This is a genomic window from Capnocytophaga sp. H4358 (assembly GCF_002302515.1).
In the GTDB taxonomy this organism is placed as follows: Bacteria; Bacteroidota; Bacteroidia; order Flavobacteriales; family Flavobacteriaceae; genus Capnocytophaga; species Capnocytophaga canis.
The window spans coordinates 1,871,869-1,889,411 of sequence record NZ_CP022380.1; the positions used below are offsets into that span (position 1 = coordinate 1,871,869).

17 protein-coding genes are annotated in these 17,543 nt (G+C 35.3%); 13 read left to right on the forward strand and 4 right to left on the reverse strand.

Annotated elements, in window-relative coordinates; all coding sequences use genetic code 11:
- The first annotated feature begins 143 nt into the window (after nt 1-143).
- The 9 genes from CGC49_RS07980 to CGC49_RS08020 all read left to right on the forward strand — a co-directional run bounded on the left by CGC49_RS07980 (nt 144) and on the right by CGC49_RS08020 (nt 10,510).
- The gene (locus tag CGC49_RS07980) at nt 144-1,145 is read left to right on the forward strand and encodes a MoxR family ATPase (RefSeq protein ID WP_042008642.1); all 1,002 of its coding nucleotides are present in this window, start codon (nt 144-146) and stop codon (nt 1,143-1,145) included.
- A 40-nt stretch (nt 1,146-1,185) separates the two neighbouring features.
- A complete protein-coding gene (locus CGC49_RS07985) occupies nt 1,186-1,839 on the forward strand; it encodes an SGNH/GDSL hydrolase family protein (RefSeq protein WP_042008640.1) in 654 nt (217 codons plus the stop codon).
- Between the two features lie 385 nt (nt 1,840-2,224).
- Nucleotides 2,225-3,091: a DUF58 domain-containing protein gene (locus CGC49_RS07990; RefSeq protein ID WP_042008638.1), complete on the forward strand. Its 867-nt coding sequence runs from the start codon at nt 2,225-2,227 to the stop codon at nt 3,089-3,091.
- 1 nt (nt 3,092) lies between these two features.
- Nucleotides 3,093-4,709, forward strand: a complete 1,617-nt coding sequence (locus CGC49_RS07995; RefSeq protein ID WP_095912330.1) for a hypothetical protein — start codon at nt 3,093-3,095, stop codon at nt 4,707-4,709.
- Nucleotides 4,710-4,803: 94 nt separating this feature from the next.
- Nucleotides 4,804-5,805, forward strand: a complete 1,002-nt coding sequence (locus CGC49_RS08000; protein WP_042008633.1) for a VWA domain-containing protein — start codon at nt 4,804-4,806, stop codon at nt 5,803-5,805.
- A 95-nt stretch (nt 5,806-5,900) separates the two neighbouring features.
- Nucleotides 5,901-6,938 (forward strand): VWA domain-containing protein, encoded by a 1,038-nt coding sequence (locus CGC49_RS08005; protein ID WP_095912331.1) that lies wholly within the window; start codon nt 5,901-5,903, stop codon nt 6,936-6,938.
- 1 nt (nt 6,939) lies between these two features.
- The gene (locus tag CGC49_RS08010; protein WP_042008628.1) at nt 6,940-7,845 is read left to right on the forward strand and encodes a tetratricopeptide repeat protein; all 906 of its coding nucleotides are present in this window, start codon (nt 6,940-6,942) and stop codon (nt 7,843-7,845) included.
- Between the two features lie 86 nt (nt 7,846-7,931).
- Nucleotides 7,932-9,695, forward strand: coding sequence for a BatD family protein (locus CGC49_RS08015; protein WP_095912332.1), 1,764 nt, complete (start codon nt 7,932-7,934; stop codon nt 9,693-9,695).
- Between the two features lie 41 nt (nt 9,696-9,736).
- On the forward strand, nt 9,737-10,510 hold the full coding sequence (locus tag CGC49_RS08020; protein WP_369801119.1) for a tetratricopeptide repeat protein: 774 nt from the start codon (nt 9,737-9,739) through the stop codon (nt 10,508-10,510).
- A gap of 18 nt (nt 10,511-10,528) precedes the next feature.
- On the opposite strand, the gene CGC49_RS08025 is transcribed toward CGC49_RS08020, so the two are convergent.
- Both CGC49_RS08025 and trxB read right to left on the reverse strand, forming a co-directional pair.
- On the reverse strand, nt 10,529-10,957 hold the full coding sequence (locus tag CGC49_RS08025) for a DUF4268 domain-containing protein (RefSeq protein WP_095912334.1): 429 nt from the start codon (nt 10,955-10,957) through the stop codon (nt 10,529-10,531).
- Between the two features lie 214 nt (nt 10,958-11,171).
- Nucleotides 11,172-12,116 carry a thioredoxin-disulfide reductase gene (gene trxB, locus CGC49_RS08030; RefSeq protein ID WP_042344994.1) on the reverse strand — a complete coding sequence of 315 codons (945 nt, stop codon included), beginning with the start codon at nt 12,114-12,116 and terminating at the stop codon, nt 11,172-11,174.
- Between the two features lie 194 nt (nt 12,117-12,310).
- Between trxB and CGC49_RS08035 the strand changes: the two genes are divergently transcribed.
- The 4 genes from CGC49_RS08035 to CGC49_RS08050 are packed head-to-tail and all read left to right on the forward strand — an operon-like array spanning nt 12,311 to nt 15,026.
- Nucleotides 12,311-13,147: an ATP-binding cassette domain-containing protein gene (locus tag CGC49_RS08035; protein WP_095894044.1), complete on the forward strand. Its 837-nt coding sequence runs from the start codon at nt 12,311-12,313 to the stop codon at nt 13,145-13,147.
- A 9-nt stretch (nt 13,148-13,156) separates the two neighbouring features.
- Nucleotides 13,157-13,945, forward strand: a complete 789-nt coding sequence (locus CGC49_RS08040) for a hypothetical protein (protein ID WP_095912335.1) — start codon at nt 13,157-13,159, stop codon at nt 13,943-13,945.
- Nucleotides 13,946-13,948: 3 nt separating this feature from the next.
- Entirely contained in the window at nt 13,949-14,341 is a 393-nt protein-coding gene (locus CGC49_RS08045; protein WP_042008612.1) for a GntR family transcriptional regulator, read from the forward strand.
- Nucleotides 14,328-15,026, forward strand: coding sequence for a hypothetical protein (locus CGC49_RS08050; protein WP_095912336.1), 699 nt, complete (start codon nt 14,328-14,330; stop codon nt 15,024-15,026). Before CGC49_RS08045 ends, CGC49_RS08050 begins: the two co-directional genes overlap by 14 nt.
- Nucleotides 15,027-15,763: 737 nt before the next feature.
- Here the strand turns inward: CGC49_RS08050 and lipA are convergent.
- Together lipA and azu are read right to left on the reverse strand one after the other, a co-directional pair.
- On the reverse strand, nt 15,764-16,648 hold the full coding sequence (gene lipA / locus CGC49_RS08055) for a lipoyl synthase (protein ID WP_042008607.1): 885 nt from the start codon (nt 16,646-16,648) through the stop codon (nt 15,764-15,766).
- A gap of 322 nt (nt 16,649-16,970) precedes the next feature.
- Entirely contained in the window at nt 16,971-17,495 is a 525-nt protein-coding gene (azu, locus tag CGC49_RS08060; protein ID WP_042008605.1) for an azurin, read from the reverse strand.
- Nucleotides 17,496-17,543 lie beyond the last annotated feature (48 nt).

Below are 17,543 nucleotides of genomic sequence, written 5' to 3' on the forward strand. Positions count from 1 at the left end.
AATGTTAAATAAAACCTCTTTGTCTTAGAAAAACTGAAACGAATTTCTTAAATCATTACAAATCTAATTATTTTATAAGATTTTTAACACTTAAGACAAATATTTTTACTACCTTGCGAGGCACAAAATACGAGGTATAACATATGGAAAATAATACTACTGTCGACATACGACAAATTAATGAGCGAATTGAAAATGAAAGCCTTTTTGTAGATTCACTCACGCGAGAGATGAATAAAGTAATCGTTGGGCAACGACATATGGTTGATGCTTTGCTCATCGGATTGTTAGGACAAGGACATATCCTTTTGGAAGGAGTTCCAGGCTTGGCGAAAACACTATCAATAAACACTTTAGCTAAGGCTGTACATGGATCCTTCAGTCGCATTCAGTTTACCCCTGATTTACTCCCTGCTGACGTGGTAGGAACGATGACCTACAACATCAAGCAAAATGAATTTTCTATCAAAAAGGGGCCTATATTTGCTAACTTTATTCTTGCGGATGAAATAAACAGAGCTCCTGCCAAAGTGCAATCTGCACTACTGGAAGCGATGCAGGAAAAACAAGTTACTATCGGCGATAATACTTTTGTCCTCGACAAACCTTTCATGGTAATGGCTACACAGAACCCTGTAGAACAAGAAGGTACATATCCTTTACCAGAGGCTCAAGTGGATCGTTTCATGCTCAAAGCTGTGATTGACTACCCAAAACTGGATGAAGAGCAATTCATTATGCGTAACAACTTATCAGGCCAACAAGAGGTAGTAAATCAAGTAGTTAGCTTAGATCAAATTCGCAGAGCTCAGCAAGTGGTTCGTGAAGTGTATATGGATGAAAAAATTGAAAAATATATTTTGGATATTATTTTTGCCACACGCTATCCTGAAAAATATAATTTAGCTGATTTAAAACCTCTTATAAAATTTGGAGCTTCGCCTCGTGGAAGTATCAATTTAGCAACTGCTGCCAAGTGTCATGCTTTTATCAAACGACGTGGTTATGTGATTCCTGAGGACGTACGTGCTGTTATTTATGACGTGTTGCGTCATCGTATTGGAATTACATATGAAGCAGAAGCAGAAAATGTTACTTCCGTTGAGATTATCAACAAAATCGTAAACACAGTAGAAGTTCCTTAGAGCTATTGTTTTTACATTTAAAAATATTACTTTTTTGATTATGAAACGATTTGTCGTCTTGTCCTTTTTTGCTGTTTTTATTCTCAATGGATATACACAAGAACGAAAACACTCGCATTTTTACGAGCAACGGTCAGATTTGTTTGAAAAGCTACCTGTAACCTCAGAAGATATTGTTTTCATAGGAAATAGCATAACTAACGGAGGTGAATGGAGCGAGTTATTCCCTGAGAAAAAAGTAAAAAACAGAGGTATCAGTGCAGATACGACCGAAGGAGTTTATGAGCGTTTAGATTATATCGTAAAGGCTAAACCTGCTAAAATATTTTTGATGATAGGAGTGAATGACATCGCCCGAGGTTTTGAGGTAAAAACCATCGTCGATAATATGAAGAAAATTGTACAAAAAATACAACAAGAATCTCCCACAACAAAGATTCATATTCAGAGTTTATTGCCTGTAAATCCTGATTTCGGCACATTCAAAAATCATATGAAACCAGAAGTAATAAAGCATATCAACCAAAGGTATAAACTTATTGCTGAAGAATATGGAGCTATGTACATTGACCTATACCCATATTTTGTGGAAAAAGGAACCGATAAATTGGCAGCCAAATACACCAATGATGGTTTGCACTTAATGGCAGAGGGGTATTTTCAATGGAGAGATATTTTACACCCGTATTTGTGAACCTGAATTCATTTATTATTAGATGGGAAATGAAAAAAAAGAAATACAAGGATATAAAATCAATTCAAAACCGATTAGCATCAATGCAATATATCAACGTTTTAACAGATGCAAATGGTAGCTGTAGGATATTTTATGTCTTTTTTAGTTTTTGCAACATCTTGTAAGAAGAATCTACGTGAGGATTATGTAGTTCAGAAATACACAAAGGGTAGCAAAATGATAGACGAAATAACTGGTTAAAAAACAAGATTTTAACACTGTTTTTACTGATTTTCTAAATTCAGATTTATAAATGATACTAAAAGGGAAGTTACTTGATTAGGCAATTTTTACAGATAAAACCTATGTTTAACGCCTGGTTTGAAAGTATTTAACTGAAAAAATGGACACAAAAGAAATATTAAAAAAGGTACGAAAAGTAGAAATTAAAACCCGCCGATTGAGTGATAACATCTTCGGAGGAGAATATCATTCTACGTTTAAAGGACGTGGGATGACTTTCTCGGAGGTGCGTCCATACCAATATGGTGATGATATCCGCAATATCGACTGGAACGTAACTGCTCGTTATAACGAACCTTTCGTAAAAGTTTTTGAAGAGGAGCGTGAACTGACGCTAATGCTAATGGTTGATGTTAGTGGTAGTGAACTCTTCGGGACGATGAACCAATTTAAAAGCGAAATCATCACTGAAATAGCTGCAACTTTAGCGTTTTCGGCCTTGCAAAATAATGATAAAACAGGATTAATTCTTTTTTCTGACACAGTAGAACTTTACATTCCTCCGAAAAAAGGAAAATCACACGTACTGAGAATAATACGCGAACTGATTGAATTTCAGCCAAAAAGCAAGAAAACAAACATTTCCAAAGCCTTGGAATTTCTAAGTCAGGTACTGAAAAAGAAAGCAATCGTATTTATACTTTCTGACTTTATGGATAAAGGGTACGAAAAACCTATTCAGATTGCGGCTAAAAAGCACGATGTAACAGGCATCCGCATTTATGACCAAAAGGAAACTACTTTACCAAACTTGGGATACATCACTGTGAAAGATGCAGAAACAGGCGAACTGATACTGGTGAACACGGCTTCAAAATCGGCTCGGATGCAGTATGAAAAGTATTACAGAGAAAATGTTGCTTATTACGAAAATTTGTTACAAAAGTCAGGAGCTGGAACTGTAAGTTGCCGATGTGATGAGAGTTACACTCAAAAGTTATTAGGTTATTTTAAACGAAGAGGATAAAATGAAAGATAAATTTATCATTTTTTGTGGATTGTTTTGGAGTATATTTTCAGCTAATTCACAGGAAATTAAGGTAGAAACCGACACTAAAAACATCAAAATAGGTGAACAGATACGATATAAAATTTCGGTAGAAACTACAACTGAAGAACCTATTTCATTCCCTGAAGGACAGACATTTATGCCTCTGGAGATGGTGCGTTCGTCTGCCATTGACACAATGCGAAAGCAAGAAAAATATCGCTTGATAAAAGAATATTTTCTAACGCAATTCGACTCAGGAAGTTACACCATTCCACGTCAAAAAATAATTATTAATTCCAAAGATTTTTACACTGATTCTTTACTCGTAGAGGTACGTTCGATACCAATAGACACGCTCAAACAACCTCTTTTTGATGTGAAACCAATCATAGGTGTGAATTCAACTTCAAAATCAAGGGTTTATCTGTGGGTTTTACTTGGAATCATCATCATTATAACAATCGGATTTTTAGTATATTACTTCTTTTTCCATAAGAAAAAATTGTCCGAAGAGGAATTACGAAGGAGGTTACCTCCTTTCGAAAGGGCAATTGAAGATCTGAAAAAATTGCAAAATTCCAAATATCTAATCGAATCGAATCACAAAGCGTATTACTCAAAATTGACAGATATTGTCCGCGAATATTTGGAAGACGATGTACATATTTTAGCTAAAGAAAGTACTACGGATGAGTTACTTTCTAAAATAAAATTAATGCAAGAAAATGGCAGTCTGAATCTTTCGGAAGACACAGTAAAAAACCTAAAATCAGTACTACAAACTGCTGATTTAGTAAAATTTGCCAAAAGCAAACCAGCTGACAGTACCGCCGAATACGATCGGAAAATGATTGAAGAGGTCATCATTAAAACTAAACAAGCCATACCCGAAGTAATAGAAACGACAGAAGGCTTGTCCGAAAAAGTTGCGGAAATTCAGAACAAAAACAAAAAACGGAAACTTGTTGTCATTTCAGGGATTGCCTGTACGGTGGTATTGCTTATCGGGAGTTTAGTCTATTTCTATGCCGATAGCATTACTCAACTTTTTTATAACAGTCAATACATCAAAGAATTATATGAAAAAAAATGGGTAACAAGTGACTATGGTGTGCCGATTACAGAACTATCAACTCCTGAAATTCTAAAACGTAAACAAATTGTTAATTTACAAGAGGTTGGAATGCCTGTGAAGAAACAACATTTTTTTGAATTTGGAAGTATTCATTCAGAATTGTACGTAATGACTAGTATTATTACATTTCACCCTCAAACGAACGGACAACAAGCTGAGTTAAATCCCGAATTAGTCAACAATTTGATACTATCGCAAATAGAAGCTGCTAAAGCAACCAATATTACGACATTCACCGAAGAATATACTTCAACCTCAGGTGCGAAGGGTATGAAAGTTTACGGAAAAATGGTTTTAGTAAATGAAAAAACAAAATCGCCTTTTCAGGCTCATTATGAACTATATAGTTTCACAGAAAATGGAGCTTTACAGCAACTATTAATCACTCATATTGACGACCCTAATGCTTATAAAATCGCCGAAAAAATTGTAAATTCAATTCATTTCAAACGGGAATAGCTCTTATTCGAAAAGAACATGGTATAATCCTCATGGAATGTTGATTTATATCATCAAAAAAATATGTAAGAAAAATGATTTTAAGAATTAACGTATGTTTAAAGATATAACTTTTGCAAATCCAATCTTCTTTTGGTTATTAGCAATCATTCCTTTGTTAGTCTTATGGTATGTTTATACATACAAAAAATCAAGACCAACGCTAACCCTTTCATCAGCCGCCATTTTTAAGCAAAAAAGCGGATGGACAACCTTTGGGTATCATTTATTATTTGCGTTGCGAATATTAGCTATAACGTTGATTATAATAGCATTAGCTCGTCCACAAACTCGCTCAGAATCTGCTAAAACCAAGATTACTGAAGGAATCGACATCGTGATGGCAATTGATGTGTCGTCCAGTATGCTTTCACAAGATTTAAAGCCAAATCGGTTTGAAGCATTGAAAAAAGTAGCATCGCAGTTCGTACGCGATAGAGTTTCGGACAGAATTGGTTTGGTTGTTTACGCAGGAGAAAGTTACACTCAGACACCTGTAACAAGTGATAAATCAGTGATAATCAACGCAATAAATGCTCTTACTTACGGACAAATAGAAGATGGAACCGCCATTGGCATGGGACTCGCTACTGCCGTAAACCGGTTGAAAGACAGCAAAGCAAAGAGCCGTGTCATCATTCTACTTACCGATGGAGTGAATAACACAGGGTTTATAGACCCACAAACCGCTGCTGAAATGGCTGCTGAGTTTGGCATAAAGGTGTACACAATTGGTATCGGAACTAATGGAATGGCTCTATCTCCTTATGCTTTAAATGCTGACGGAAGTTTCGTTTACCGAATGACTCAAGTAAACATTGATGAACCACTGATGAAAAAAATAGCTCAAACTACTGAGGGAAAATACTTTAGAGCTACCAATAACAAAAAATTGGAAGAGATTTACGAAGAAATTAATAAAATGGAAACTACTGAAATTGAAGAATTCAAATACACAAAGGTGGAAGAAAAGTTTCGAATTTTAGCTCTAATTGGAGTCTTTTTATTGCTATTAGAATTTTTATTGAAGCACTCCATTTTCAGGAACGAAATTTAAGGTTTTGATATCTATTCGTAGAAAAAAAACATGTAAACCAAATAGTTACGAAATACTTAAAAAGTAAAATAATTAGATAAGAAATAAATCGTGTCATGATACACATAGACGAAAAAATATATTTGTGGCTCATTTTATCGGTAGGGGTACTATTTTTATTGTTTTCTATCTCCCGCATCCGGATGAGACGACAACAAAAACAATTTTCCGATGAGAATCTACTAAAACGTTTAGCTCCCGATCGTTCACGCTTTAAACCGTTGTTAAAGTTAGGGATACTTTCTGTTGTAATCGTGGCTCTATCCGTAGCATTAGCAAATCCAAAAGTAGGAACGAAACTCGAAACTGTTAAACGAGAAGGTGTGGACGTGTTTTTTGTTATTGATGTTTCTAAGAGTATGCTAGTGGAAGACGTGGCTCCCAATCGATTGGAAAAGGCTAAGCGATTAGTGTCCGAAACTCTAAATCAACTGAAAGGCGACCGAGTAGGAATTGTAGCGTATGCGGCCAGTGCTTATCCGTTGTTACCCTTGACAACTGACCATTCGGCTGCCAAAATGTTTTTGCAAAGTATGGACACCGATATGCTTTCCTCACAAGGGACGGCAATCCAAGAGGCGATACGAATGACATGCAGTTATTTCGACAATACGCAGGAAACGGCACGAATCTTGATAATCGTCTCTGATGGTGAAGATCATGAAATGGGAGCTTTGGAAGTTTCGGAAGAAGCTGTTAATCAAGGAGTAAGCATTTACACCATCGGTATAGGAACTGAAAAAGGAGGCCCTATCCCAATCAAGCAAGGCAACGTAACTCAGTCCTACAAACGTGACAAGAATGGCGAGGTAGTCATCTCTCGACTGAACGAGAATCTACTAAAAGGAATCGCAGAAAATGCCAACGGAAAATACATAAACGGCGAAAATACAAAAGAAACGATTGATGAACTTATAACCATTTTAGATGGCACTCAAAAAACCGAATTTGAAACTCAAAAATTTGTTGATTATCAAGACCAATTCCAATGGTTTTTGGCGGTAGCTCTGTTACTATTGGTCTTCGATTTATTTATTTTTGAACGTAAAACCCTGTGGGTAAAAAAACTCAATTTGTTTAACGAAAAGAAATAGAATGATGCGGATTTTATTATTTGTATTTTTATTAACAGGCTTCATAACTTTTGCTCAAAACAGAGAAGAACAAACTAAGAAAACTCTTGAAGAAGCAAAAAATAGGTCTGAAAAATATACTCAAAAGGGAAACAAGGCTTTCAACAGCGATAAACCTATTCAAGCAGAGGTTGAATATCGAAATGCAATTGCTGAAAACAAAGAAAACGGCATTGCTCAGTACAATTTAGGGACGATGTACTATAAACAAAAAAGCTACGACGAAGCTTTCTACCGATTGAAAAATGCGTCCACTTCAGCAGAGGTAAGTCATGCCGAAAAACATCAAATCTTCCACAACTTAGGGAATACATTTATGAAAGAAAAGGCATATGAAAAAGCTGTACAGGCATATCAAGAAGCATTACGAAATAATCCTAACGACGAAGAAACTCGCTATAACTTAGCTGTTGCTAAAGAGATGTTGAAGAAAAATCCTCCTCAAAGTCAAGATAATAAAGACAATAAACAAGATAACAACGAAAACAAAAACGACGAGAACAAAGACAGTCAAAATAAAGAGGAAAACAAAGACCAGAATAAGGATAATAAGCAAGATAACAAAGAAAACGAAAAGGAGGAGAATAAAGATAATCAAGATAACAAAAACAATAAGGACAAAGAGAAGGACGATAATAAAGAAGATAAAAATCAAGATAAAGGCAACAACCAAGATAGACCCAATAATCCTGAAGATGGCAAGAATGACAAAGATAAGGGTGAAGGCAAAAACACTCCTGCGTCACTATCACCTCAGCAGATGGAGCGTATTTTAGAGGCTATGAATAACGAAGATCGGAAAGTTCAGGAGAAAATTAACGCTAAAAAGGTAAAAGGTGAGCGTATCAAATCAGAAAAAGATTGGTAATAGCTTCTATTTATTACTAATCAATAAGTTGGAGTTGATTGGCTTTAAGGTTTTGTCATCTATACAATTAGAAATAAAGAAAAAATATGAAACATCGCATATTATTTATTATTAGCTTATTTTTCAGTGTGTTACACTCTCAAGAAGTGGAATTTATTGCCAAGGTCAGCAAAGACAAATTGGGAGTAAATGAACGTTTGCGTATCGACTTCACAATGAACAAAAATGGAGATAATTTTACTCCTCCTGACTTTAAAGGGTTCACAGTAGTTATGGGGCCTTCGCAATCGGTTTCAGATATGTGGATGAATGGGGTGAGAACTTTCTCAAAATCATTTAGTTATACCTTGCAGCCTACTGCTGAGGGAAAATTCACTATTCAAGGAGCGAGTATTGATATTGGTGGAAAGACCTATACCACAAAGCCAGTTGAAATAAGTGTTACGAAAGCAGTAGAAACACCTTCGTTGGATAAACCGACCACTGACCTTATTAAAGACAATTTGTTTTTGGTAGCAGAAGTTTCAAAAGGAAATCCATATCTGAACGAAGGAATCAGCGTAATCTATAAACTTTATGTGGGTGGACAAGTTGCATTGAATGATTTAAGAGTTGTGGATGTTCCAAAATTTCCTAACTTTTGGAGTCAAGAAATACGGATGGCCATGTCGCAGTATGAGGTAGATAATTGCACCTACCAAGGAAAAAATTTCCGTTGTGTGACCATAAAAAAGATGGTGCTATATCCACAAAAAACAGGAAAAATTACCTTGGAACCACTATCAGTGGATGCAGTTTTGGCTGTACCTACGCAACAACGCGATTTTTTCGGCAGAAACATTATGCAACAATCCGTACAGCGAGTTAGCTCTGGGAATAGAGTACTTAACGTTCGTGAGCTTCCCGAAGAAGGAAAACCCAATGATTTTTCAGGAGCTGTGGGTGATTTTACTTTTGAGGTAAACGCAACCCGCAAAGAGCTGAATGCATCAGAATCGACTCAAATTAAAGTACAAGTTTCGGGGAATGGGAACTTGAAACTATTTGATTTACCTAAACTTACTTTCCCTTCATCTTTGGAGGTCTACAACCCTGAGCAAAAGGACAATGTCAACACCACCCTTTCGGGAATGCGAGGAACAGTAGAGCAAACTTATACAATTGTGCCTCAATATGGAGGAAAATATCCCGTAGGAGCTACTTCGTTTTCCTACTTTAACCCAAGTACACAGAAGTATCATACCGTTAAAACAGAAGATATTCTCCTTGATATAGCAGGAAGTCCTGCCAAAGAAATTCAAAGCACGGGAGAAATAGTAAAACAAAGCGTACAAAATTTAGGAAATCAGTTCCGATTTTTACAACTCAATCCAAATTTACAACCAATAGATCAGCCTCTTTTTTTCAGTACATCGGCTTATTATTGGTGGTTATTTTTACCCCTACTCGCTATACCAATAGCTTTATTCTGGCAACGATTCCAGCAAAAAAGACAAGGCGATGTGGAAGGAAACAAAATCCGTAAAGCAAACCGTTTAGCCAAGAAGTATTTAAGTGAAGCAAAACAGAGAATAACGGACAAAGATACGTTCTATGAAGCACTAGAACGAGCTTTTCACAACTATTTGAAAGCTAAACTGAAAATTGAAACCTACGAAATGAGTAAGGAAAAAATCAGCTCACTGCTACAAGAAAAACAAGTGAAAGCCTCTACGCTGGAAACATTTATTAGCTTATTAAAAAACTGCGAATTAGCCCGTTACTCACAGGCTCATTCTGTTGCTTCATTGGAGAAAGATTATGAGCTATCAGTACAGGTACTCTCTGAGCTTGATAAGCAGATAAAGTAAGATATTGTGTTCGAATAAAACAAAAATATTAAAGAAATAACATAAAAAATACTATGAAATTACGATATATATTGAACATTAGTTTCTTTATTTTAGGACTGGGAACGAGCCTTGCACAGGACAATGAAAAGTTATTTTCTAAGGCTACAGAAAGTTACAATGCGAACGATTTTAAAGGAGCTATAGAATCGTACATGAGTATCTTAGATTCGGGATATGAATCCTCAGAACTATACTACAACTTAGGAAATGCTCATTACAAGCTGAATCAAGTAGGAAAAAGTATTTACTACTACGAAAAAGCTCTTAAGCTCAATCCTGACAACGAGGATGCTCGTAACAATCTAGTATTCGCCAACCAAATGACGGTTGATGTTATCACTCCATTACCCAAAACGTGGTACACACAGTTATCAAACCGTATTACTTCATTATTTTCACTCAGTACATGGGCTATTTTTCCTATTTTGAGTGTTTTTACTTTTGTAATATGCTTTTTGATTTACTTTTTCACCCCTTCAACAATCTTGAAACGCATATTTTTTACACTTACTCTTGTTTGCATAGTAACTGCTGTAGGCACCTATTTCATAGCAAATTTCCACTATAAAAACTATGTGAATGAGAAATATGCAATTCTATTCGAGAAAACCATCCGTGTTTTTGCTGAACCCAATGCGTATAGCTCAGAAGTATTTATTCTGCATGAAGGTACAAAGGTAGAAATTATCGAAACCCTTAACGAATGGATAAAAATCCGTTTGGAAGATGGAAAAATAGGATGGGTGAAGGAAAATGTGTTACGAGTTTTATAATACCTTAAGTAAACAATATCACTCTTTAATAACATCTTCATATTCAAACCAAAAGGATTCAAATTGACTCATTGTACGGTACAAAAATTCCATAGTCTCACGCCAACTGTCCTTGTTATGGATATTCACACCGTATTTTTGGACGTAAACTCGACTGATTCCTTTCTGATTAGGAAGTATATGAGTTTCTTCGAAAATAGCATCAGGCAGATATTCTGTTAAAAGAATCTGTTTCAGGGAAAGCATTTTATTGTAGTATAAACACCTGTTTTCTAAATTGTTATCTTCGATGTCAAGTGTTACCATTGCTTTTTTTTGGTCAAAATAGAATTTAAAACTGAAATCTTTAATTTTCGTGTCATAAAGCACCCATTTTCGAGGAAATGACTTGCCAAAAGAAATCCAAAATTCTTCGCGTAGTTTTTTTGCTTCTGCTCTGCTAAACATGTTTTGGTTTTTAAATCTGTGGTGAGGCTGATTAAAGCACTAAAAAACTTTGTCAATTTTTTCTCAATTTTGAAAAACGAAAAAGAATTTGACAAAGTTTCTATTTCAATTAAGTATTGCCTTTTTTTACATAACCTACTTCGTGTCAAAGAATTAATTTGCACTCTCTTACCGAAGTAAATCCATATCTCAGGAAAATAATCCGAAGAGATTTTTATTCTAAGGTCATTAAGTAGCGTTCGGCATCTAAAGCTGCCATACACCCTGAACCAGCAGCTGTGATAGCTTGACGATAGCGACTATCAGCGGCATCTCCTGCTACGAAAACTCCTTTTACGTTGGTTTCAGAAGTTCCTGGCACATTTTTAATGTACCCCACTTCATCTAAAGTGATAAACTCCTTGAAAACATCGGTGTTTGGCTTATGTCCAATTGCAACGAAAAATCCTGTTACGGGTATTTCAGAGATTTCATTCGTTTGATTATTACGAACTTTAATCCCCGTAACTACCTGACCGTCACCTAAAACTTCTTCTGTTTCGGTATTGAAAAGCACTTCTATGTTTTGCGTTTTTAGCACACGTTCTTTCATGATTCTCGATGCACGAAACTCATCACGACGCACTAACATGGTTACTTTTTCACATATGTTAGATAGATACAAAGCTTCCTCACATGCCGAATCCCCAGCTCCTACGATAGCAACCTGTTGTTTTCGGTAAAAAAATCCATCGCAAACGGCACAAGCAGAAACGCCACCTCCCATCTTTAAGTAATGTTGTTCGGAAGGCAGACCTAAATATTTTGCAGAAGCTCCTGTAGCGATGATAACAGTCTTAGCGTGGATTTCGTGTGTTTCGTTTACCCAAACTTTATGAGGTGTTTGCGAAAAATCGACTTTTGTCACCCATCCGTTTCTTATTTCAGCACCAAAACGCTCTGCTTGTTGTTGCAGTTCAATCATCATTTCAGGACCTGTAATTCCCTTTGGATATCCAGGAAAATTTTCAACTTCATTGGTAGTGGTCAGCTGTCCTCCAGGTTGTTCTCCTTGGTATAAAACAGGAGACATATTGGCACGTGAGGCATAGATTGCCGCAGTGTATCCCGCTGGACCTGAGCCAATTATTAGGCATTTTACTTTTTCTACGTTTGCCATTGTATTACTGTTTTTTATAGTTAACCCCACAAAAATACATATTTTAAATGAATTAAACAATTATTTGTCGAATGGTACAATGGTGAGGTGTTTTGAAAATATTTTAAAATAAATCTCAAAATATTTGGAGGTTTCATTTTTTCAATATACTTTTGCAGTGTATTAGTTAAGTAGAACACTAAATCAGTTTATGTATGATACGAATTCAAAATTTAGATTTTTCTTTCCACAAGAAAGTTGTATTCCAAAATTTGAACTTGCAGATTGAAGCAGGACAAATTTGTGGATTATTTGGAAAAAATGGGGTCGGGAAAACCACGTTGTTGTACAACCTCACAGGGTTATTGTTTCCTCACAAAGGAAAAGTGGAGATCTTGGGATTTGAACCTAAGAAGCGACAGACGGAATTCCTACAGGAAATTTTTCTAATTACCGATGAAGTATATCTGCCTGATATGTCGATTCGGCAATATGAAAAAACCATCGCTCCTTTTTATCCAAAGTTTGATACGGTACAATTCCTTGAATTTTTAAATAGATTTGAAATTCCCTCAGAAAGTCAGATTAATAAACTGAGCCTTGGACAGCGCAAAAAAGTCCTGATTAGCTTTGCCTTAGCAACGAATACTGCTATTGTACTGATGGATGAACCTACGAACGGACTCGACATTATGGGTAAAACTCAATTTCAAAAAATACTTGCTGAACAGATGAATGATGACCGCTATTTTATCATCAGTACACATCAAGCTAAAGATTTAGAAAATCTTATCGACCGCGTGATAGTATTGGATAATGAAAAAATATTATTCAATCAATCTGTACGAACGATTTCTGAGAAACTAAATTTTAAAATTTCAGAAAATAAAGCTGAGCTGAGCAAGGCTTTTTATGCTGAAACCAATTTCTTTGGCAATGTAATGGTACTTCCCAATCATGAGAATACCGAAAATCGGGTGGATTTGGAATTGCTTTACAAAGCCGTAACTACTAATTCTGAACAAATAAATCAATGGTTTAACTCAAAATAACAACATCCCATGAAACAAATTGGACTATTACTCCGCAAGGAATGGACGGAAAAACGTACGTTTTTTATATTTTTTACAATAGTAGCATTACTCATAAGTATAGGTGTGATATCCTACTATTGTTATGTCAGTTGGATAAATTCAGTAGATACAGGATATTTCTTTTTCTCTACAGAGGCTTTTATGATGCCCTATATAGTCACAATATTTGTGTGGGCTATCATCTCTCCCTACATCGCTTTTAGGGATTTTAAGAAAAGAAAATCAGCTATTTACGAATGGTTAATTCCTGCTACTCCAACTCAGAAATGGTTGGTTAAATGGTTTATCTATTGTGTTTTGTTCTTTATCTTTTTCACAATCCTGTATGGATTTTTGTATTATATTTCAGCTCAAATAGTGGATAAATTGGACTTTGTAAATACGTATGCTCCAGAAGATTTTGGACTACCTTCATTTAGCCATTTTATTGGAATAGGAACAGTTATTTGTCTGATGGCACAGTCTATTTTCTTTGCAGGAGTACTGTTTTTTAATAAATTTTCCATGTTTTTCACTACTTTTTCTTTCTTTTTATGGATTTGTTTTATGATAGCTTTGAATTCAATTTTAGGAGAATATGGCAGTATTTTTTTTGATACTGTATTGGGGGTGGAAGCAGATGAAGGAATGGGCTATTATGCTATTCACAAAAATTCAGAAAATATAAAATTGTTATTAACCTTGTTATTCTATATCGGAATTTTTATGTTGTACACATTATCTTATTTTAAATTTAAGGAAAAAGAAATACGATAGCCTATGGAAATTAGAGATACTGGACGAGCCATTTATTTACAAATAGCAGAGTTTGTCTGCAAGAAAATTCTGTTAGACGAATGGCTCCCTGAAACTAAAATACCGAGTGTTAGAGAGTTAGCAGTACAATTGACTGTAAACCCCAATACAGTAGCTCGAAGTTACGAAGTGCTAAAAACTAACGGAATTATCATCGATAAGCGAGGGATTGGCTACTTCGTTGAAAAAGAAGGAAAGCAACAAGCTAAAAACTTCCGACAAGCGGACTTTCTTGAGAATGAATTACCTACTTTTTTCAACACATTGCACACTTTGGGAATAGAACTAAATGATTTAGAACCTAAATTTCAAGTATTTAAACAACAATTAAAAGCTAAACAAGATGAAAACCAGTAATAAAATTCTTATGGGACTTGGAGTAACGCTATTGCTATTTCCTATTTTTTTGACACTGCTCAAAAATGTAGAAAATAAAAAAGCTCCGAAAGTATTCAATAAATACACGTATGACTATGTTCCTGAAAAGCTACTACCTTTCAAACATCTGAAAGTTGTAGGAAGTTATCACAACATGCAATTAGCATTCGCATCCTCGGATTCTGCCTTTGCGTTCGTTCCTCAGGACAAATCAGCTCCCCGACCTAAATTTATCTATCATCAGGATACACTTATAGTTTCTTATGAGAATATAAAAACAGAAAAAAACTTGGAATACACTTATTTCTTTCAAGTTCACACCCCTGATTTACAGTCATTAACATTAGATAAAAGCAACTTTACGCTGGATGCCTACCCTTCCGTAGAAAACGCTTCGTTGGACATATGTATGAACGAATCTCATATCACATTACAACAAGAACGAAAAACAAGAGATTATAAAAATATAACTATTGAAGGTACGAAAAGTACTATCTTAGTAGATACTCCAACAAAAGTTGAAAATATGCACATTACATTATCCGGAAAATCGCTCTTAATGGTCAAACATCTTGACATTGATAATTTTTCAGCTACTGTCAGTTCGGAAACAACTGTCAAGGCTACCGAAAGTTTAAATGATTTTATTCAAATAAAGACTTGATTATAATTCACGCAATGGGTGGAATTGTGTTCAAAAACTGTGTAAAATATTGTGAGTTATGAACTTACTAAGGGTTGTAGTGGAATTAGTTTCGCTATAACTCTTGTTTTATATCCAAAACGAATAAAAAATGTCAAGCATATAATCTAACCATATTGTAAAAAATGAGACAAGAAATGGTGAGCAACGCTTTCGATTTATGTATCATTAGACTCAACAAACGAACGCCATTTCAAAGTTTTTTGTTATAACAGGTTACGCTTAGCTACTTGCTATATCATCAGTTTTTTACTTAATACATTTACCTATTTTCAAGATAATGGAAATATTGTGCATCAATCACTTAGAAGCTGTTTTACGTATTTAAAAGAAAAGTTAGTTCTATACAGATAGCTTCGTTCTGAGATTAAAAGAAGTTTGTAAAGAGGTTCTTTTAAAAATACAAAAGTCAAGGGTGTAATACCGTTTATTGATAGTGTTCTTCCGTAGATTTAATAAAAAAGTATGTTTAAAAAACACTCTTAAAACCATTGTTTTGAACATTGATTATATTTCTAACGAATTACTCCTCAGTATTGCTTACTCTCTCTTCTAACTAGTGTGGTAAGTGTAAAAAGAATAGCCAGATGAAAAAGAAACTATTCTTTATAACTTTTCAATTATTTGAAATACAATATCTTGTATTTTTTTGAAGGGATGTCAGTAGCTCTTTCCTGCTTAGTTTAATTATATGATTCTTATAAAACATGTTTATGAGCTCTGTACGAAGAGCGTACTAAAGCACCACTTTCCACATGACGGAAACCTAATGATTCGCCTATTTGTTTAAATTTCGCAAACTGGTCAGGTGTAATAAATTGTTTTACAGGTAAATGTTTTTTTGAAGGTTGTAAGTATTGTCCAATTGTAACTATATCCACATTTGCTGCTTTCAAATCGTGTAACGTTTCGATTACTTCTTCTTCCGTTTCGCCTAATCCCAACATAATTCCAGATTTTGTGCGATGAGCTCCACTGCTTTTAAGATATTTAAGTACCTCCAAACTGCGGTCATATTTTGCTTGAATACGTACCTCACGTGTTAATCGTCGAACTGTTTCCATGTTGTGTGAAATTACTTCGGGAGCTACGGCTACGATACGATCAATATTCTTTTCTACGCCTTGGAAATCAGGGATTAAGGTTTCTAAAGTAGTTTTTGGACTCATTCTTCGGATGGCTTTTACGGTCTCTGCCCATAGGATGCTACCCATATCTTTCAAATCGTCTCTATCCACGGAGGTAATAACGGCATGTGTTATGTTCATCAATTTGATTGAACGTGCCACTTTTTCTGGTTCTTCCCAATCCAAAGAATCAGGACGTCCTGTTTTTACGCCACAAAACCCGCAAGAACGTGTACATATATTTCCTAAAATCATAAACGTAGCCGTTCCTTCCCCCCAACATTCTCCCATGTTTGGGCAACTTCCTGAGGTACAGATGGTATTAAGACTGTATTTATCAACTAACCCTCGAAGTTCAGTATATTTTTTTCCTGTGGGAAGTTTCACACGAATCCATTTCGGTTTGCCTTTTGGCGGAAGTACATTGTTTTCTACTGTCATTGTTTCGGCACTCATAAAGTTATTCTCTTATGGAAATAATGCCCAAAAGTACACTTTTTTTGGAAATTGACAAAATAGTATCGCTTATTTACAAATAAAAGAAACTGTCCGAAAAGTTATAATCTTGTTGTGATATTTTCAGTATACCTGTATATGCACTTAACGAATAACTCCTTACTGTTTTGCATGAAAGAAGAATTTATAAGTTAAAAAAACATATAAACGTATCTTGAATGTAACAAGAAAACCTTGCCTCGTCAGCCAGATCAAATGGCTGAATCTTGCAATTGTTTACTTTTCGGACAGCGTCCTAAATGTGTGTTATTTAATAAGTAAATTATTCAACAATGAATTTACCTTTCATCATAGCTGCGTGAGCAGGGAACGAGCAGATAAAATCATACGTTCCAGCTTCAGGAGCGTCAAAAGTGATAGTAGTTTCTTCTCCACCGCCAATTACTTTTGTGTGTGCAATTACAGCATCACTTCCCGCTGGAACATAGTCACTATCCTTTGCTTTCAATGCTTCAGCTGCAAAAGCCGCCACGTCAGTGCCTTGTTTTAGCAATACAAAATTGTGTCCCATAACCGTTACAGGCATTTTACCAACGTGTTTTAAGGTTAGTGTAACCTTTTCTCCTGCTTTTGCTTTAATTTCAGAAAGGTTGAACGTCATTTGATCCGTACCTTCCAAAACAATTGTACCATTTTCAACATGTTTAGCTGTAGAATTTGAAGGTGTTTCAGGAGCTACATGCTCATGATTGTGAGTTACAGAAGACTCCTCTTTTTTCTTTGTTTCTGTGTTTCCGCAAGAAACTGCCAATGCCCCCATAAGAGCTACCAATAATACTTTTTTCATTTGAGATAGAATTTAACGTTAAAATTTAGGTACAAAGATAATGATTTT

Excerpts from the sequence above, each read along its gene's own strand:
- CGC49_RS08035 (WP_095894044.1), top strand. The coding sequence starts at position 12,311 with ATGATACGAATTCAAAATTTAGATTTTTCTTTCCACAAGAAAGTTGTA.
- CGC49_RS08050 (WP_095912336.1), top strand. The coding sequence starts at position 14,328 with ATGAAAACCAGTAATAAAATTCTTATGGGACTTGGAGTAACGCTATTG.
- CGC49_RS07990 (WP_042008638.1), top strand. The coding sequence starts at position 2,225 with ATGGACACAAAAGAAATATTAAAAAAGGTACGAAAAGTAGAAATTAAA.
- trxB (WP_042344994.1), bottom strand. The coding sequence starts at position 12,116 with ATGGCAAACGTAGAAAAAGTAAAATGCCTAATAATTGGCTCAGGTCCA.
- CGC49_RS08015 (WP_095912332.1), top strand. The coding sequence starts at position 7,932 with ATGAAACATCGCATATTATTTATTATTAGCTTATTTTTCAGTGTGTTA.
- lipA (WP_042008607.1), bottom strand. The coding sequence starts at position 16,648 with ATGAGTGCCGAAACAATGACAGTAGAAAACAATGTACTTCCGCCAAAA.
- CGC49_RS08005 (WP_095912331.1), top strand. The coding sequence starts at position 5,901 with ATGATACACATAGACGAAAAAATATATTTGTGGCTCATTTTATCGGTA.
- CGC49_RS08025 (WP_095912334.1), bottom strand. The coding sequence starts at position 10,957 with ATGTTTAGCAGAGCAGAAGCAAAAAAACTACGCGAAGAATTTTGGATT.
- CGC49_RS08000 (WP_042008633.1), top strand. The coding sequence starts at position 4,804 with ATGTTTAAAGATATAACTTTTGCAAATCCAATCTTCTTTTGGTTATTA.
- CGC49_RS08045 (WP_042008612.1), top strand. The coding sequence starts at position 13,949 with ATGGAAATTAGAGATACTGGACGAGCCATTTATTTACAAATAGCAGAG.
- CGC49_RS07995 (WP_095912330.1), top strand. The coding sequence starts at position 3,093 with ATGAAAGATAAATTTATCATTTTTTGTGGATTGTTTTGGAGTATATTT.
- azu (WP_042008605.1), bottom strand. The coding sequence starts at position 17,495 with ATGAAAAAAGTATTATTGGTAGCTCTTATGGGGGCATTGGCAGTTTCT.
- CGC49_RS07985 (WP_042008640.1), top strand. The coding sequence starts at position 1,186 with ATGAAACGATTTGTCGTCTTGTCCTTTTTTGCTGTTTTTATTCTCAAT.
- CGC49_RS07980 (WP_042008642.1), top strand. The coding sequence starts at position 144 with ATGGAAAATAATACTACTGTCGACATACGACAAATTAATGAGCGAATT.
- CGC49_RS08010 (WP_042008628.1), top strand. The coding sequence starts at position 6,940 with ATGATGCGGATTTTATTATTTGTATTTTTATTAACAGGCTTCATAACT.
- CGC49_RS08040 (WP_095912335.1), top strand. The coding sequence starts at position 13,157 with ATGAAACAAATTGGACTATTACTCCGCAAGGAATGGACGGAAAAACGT.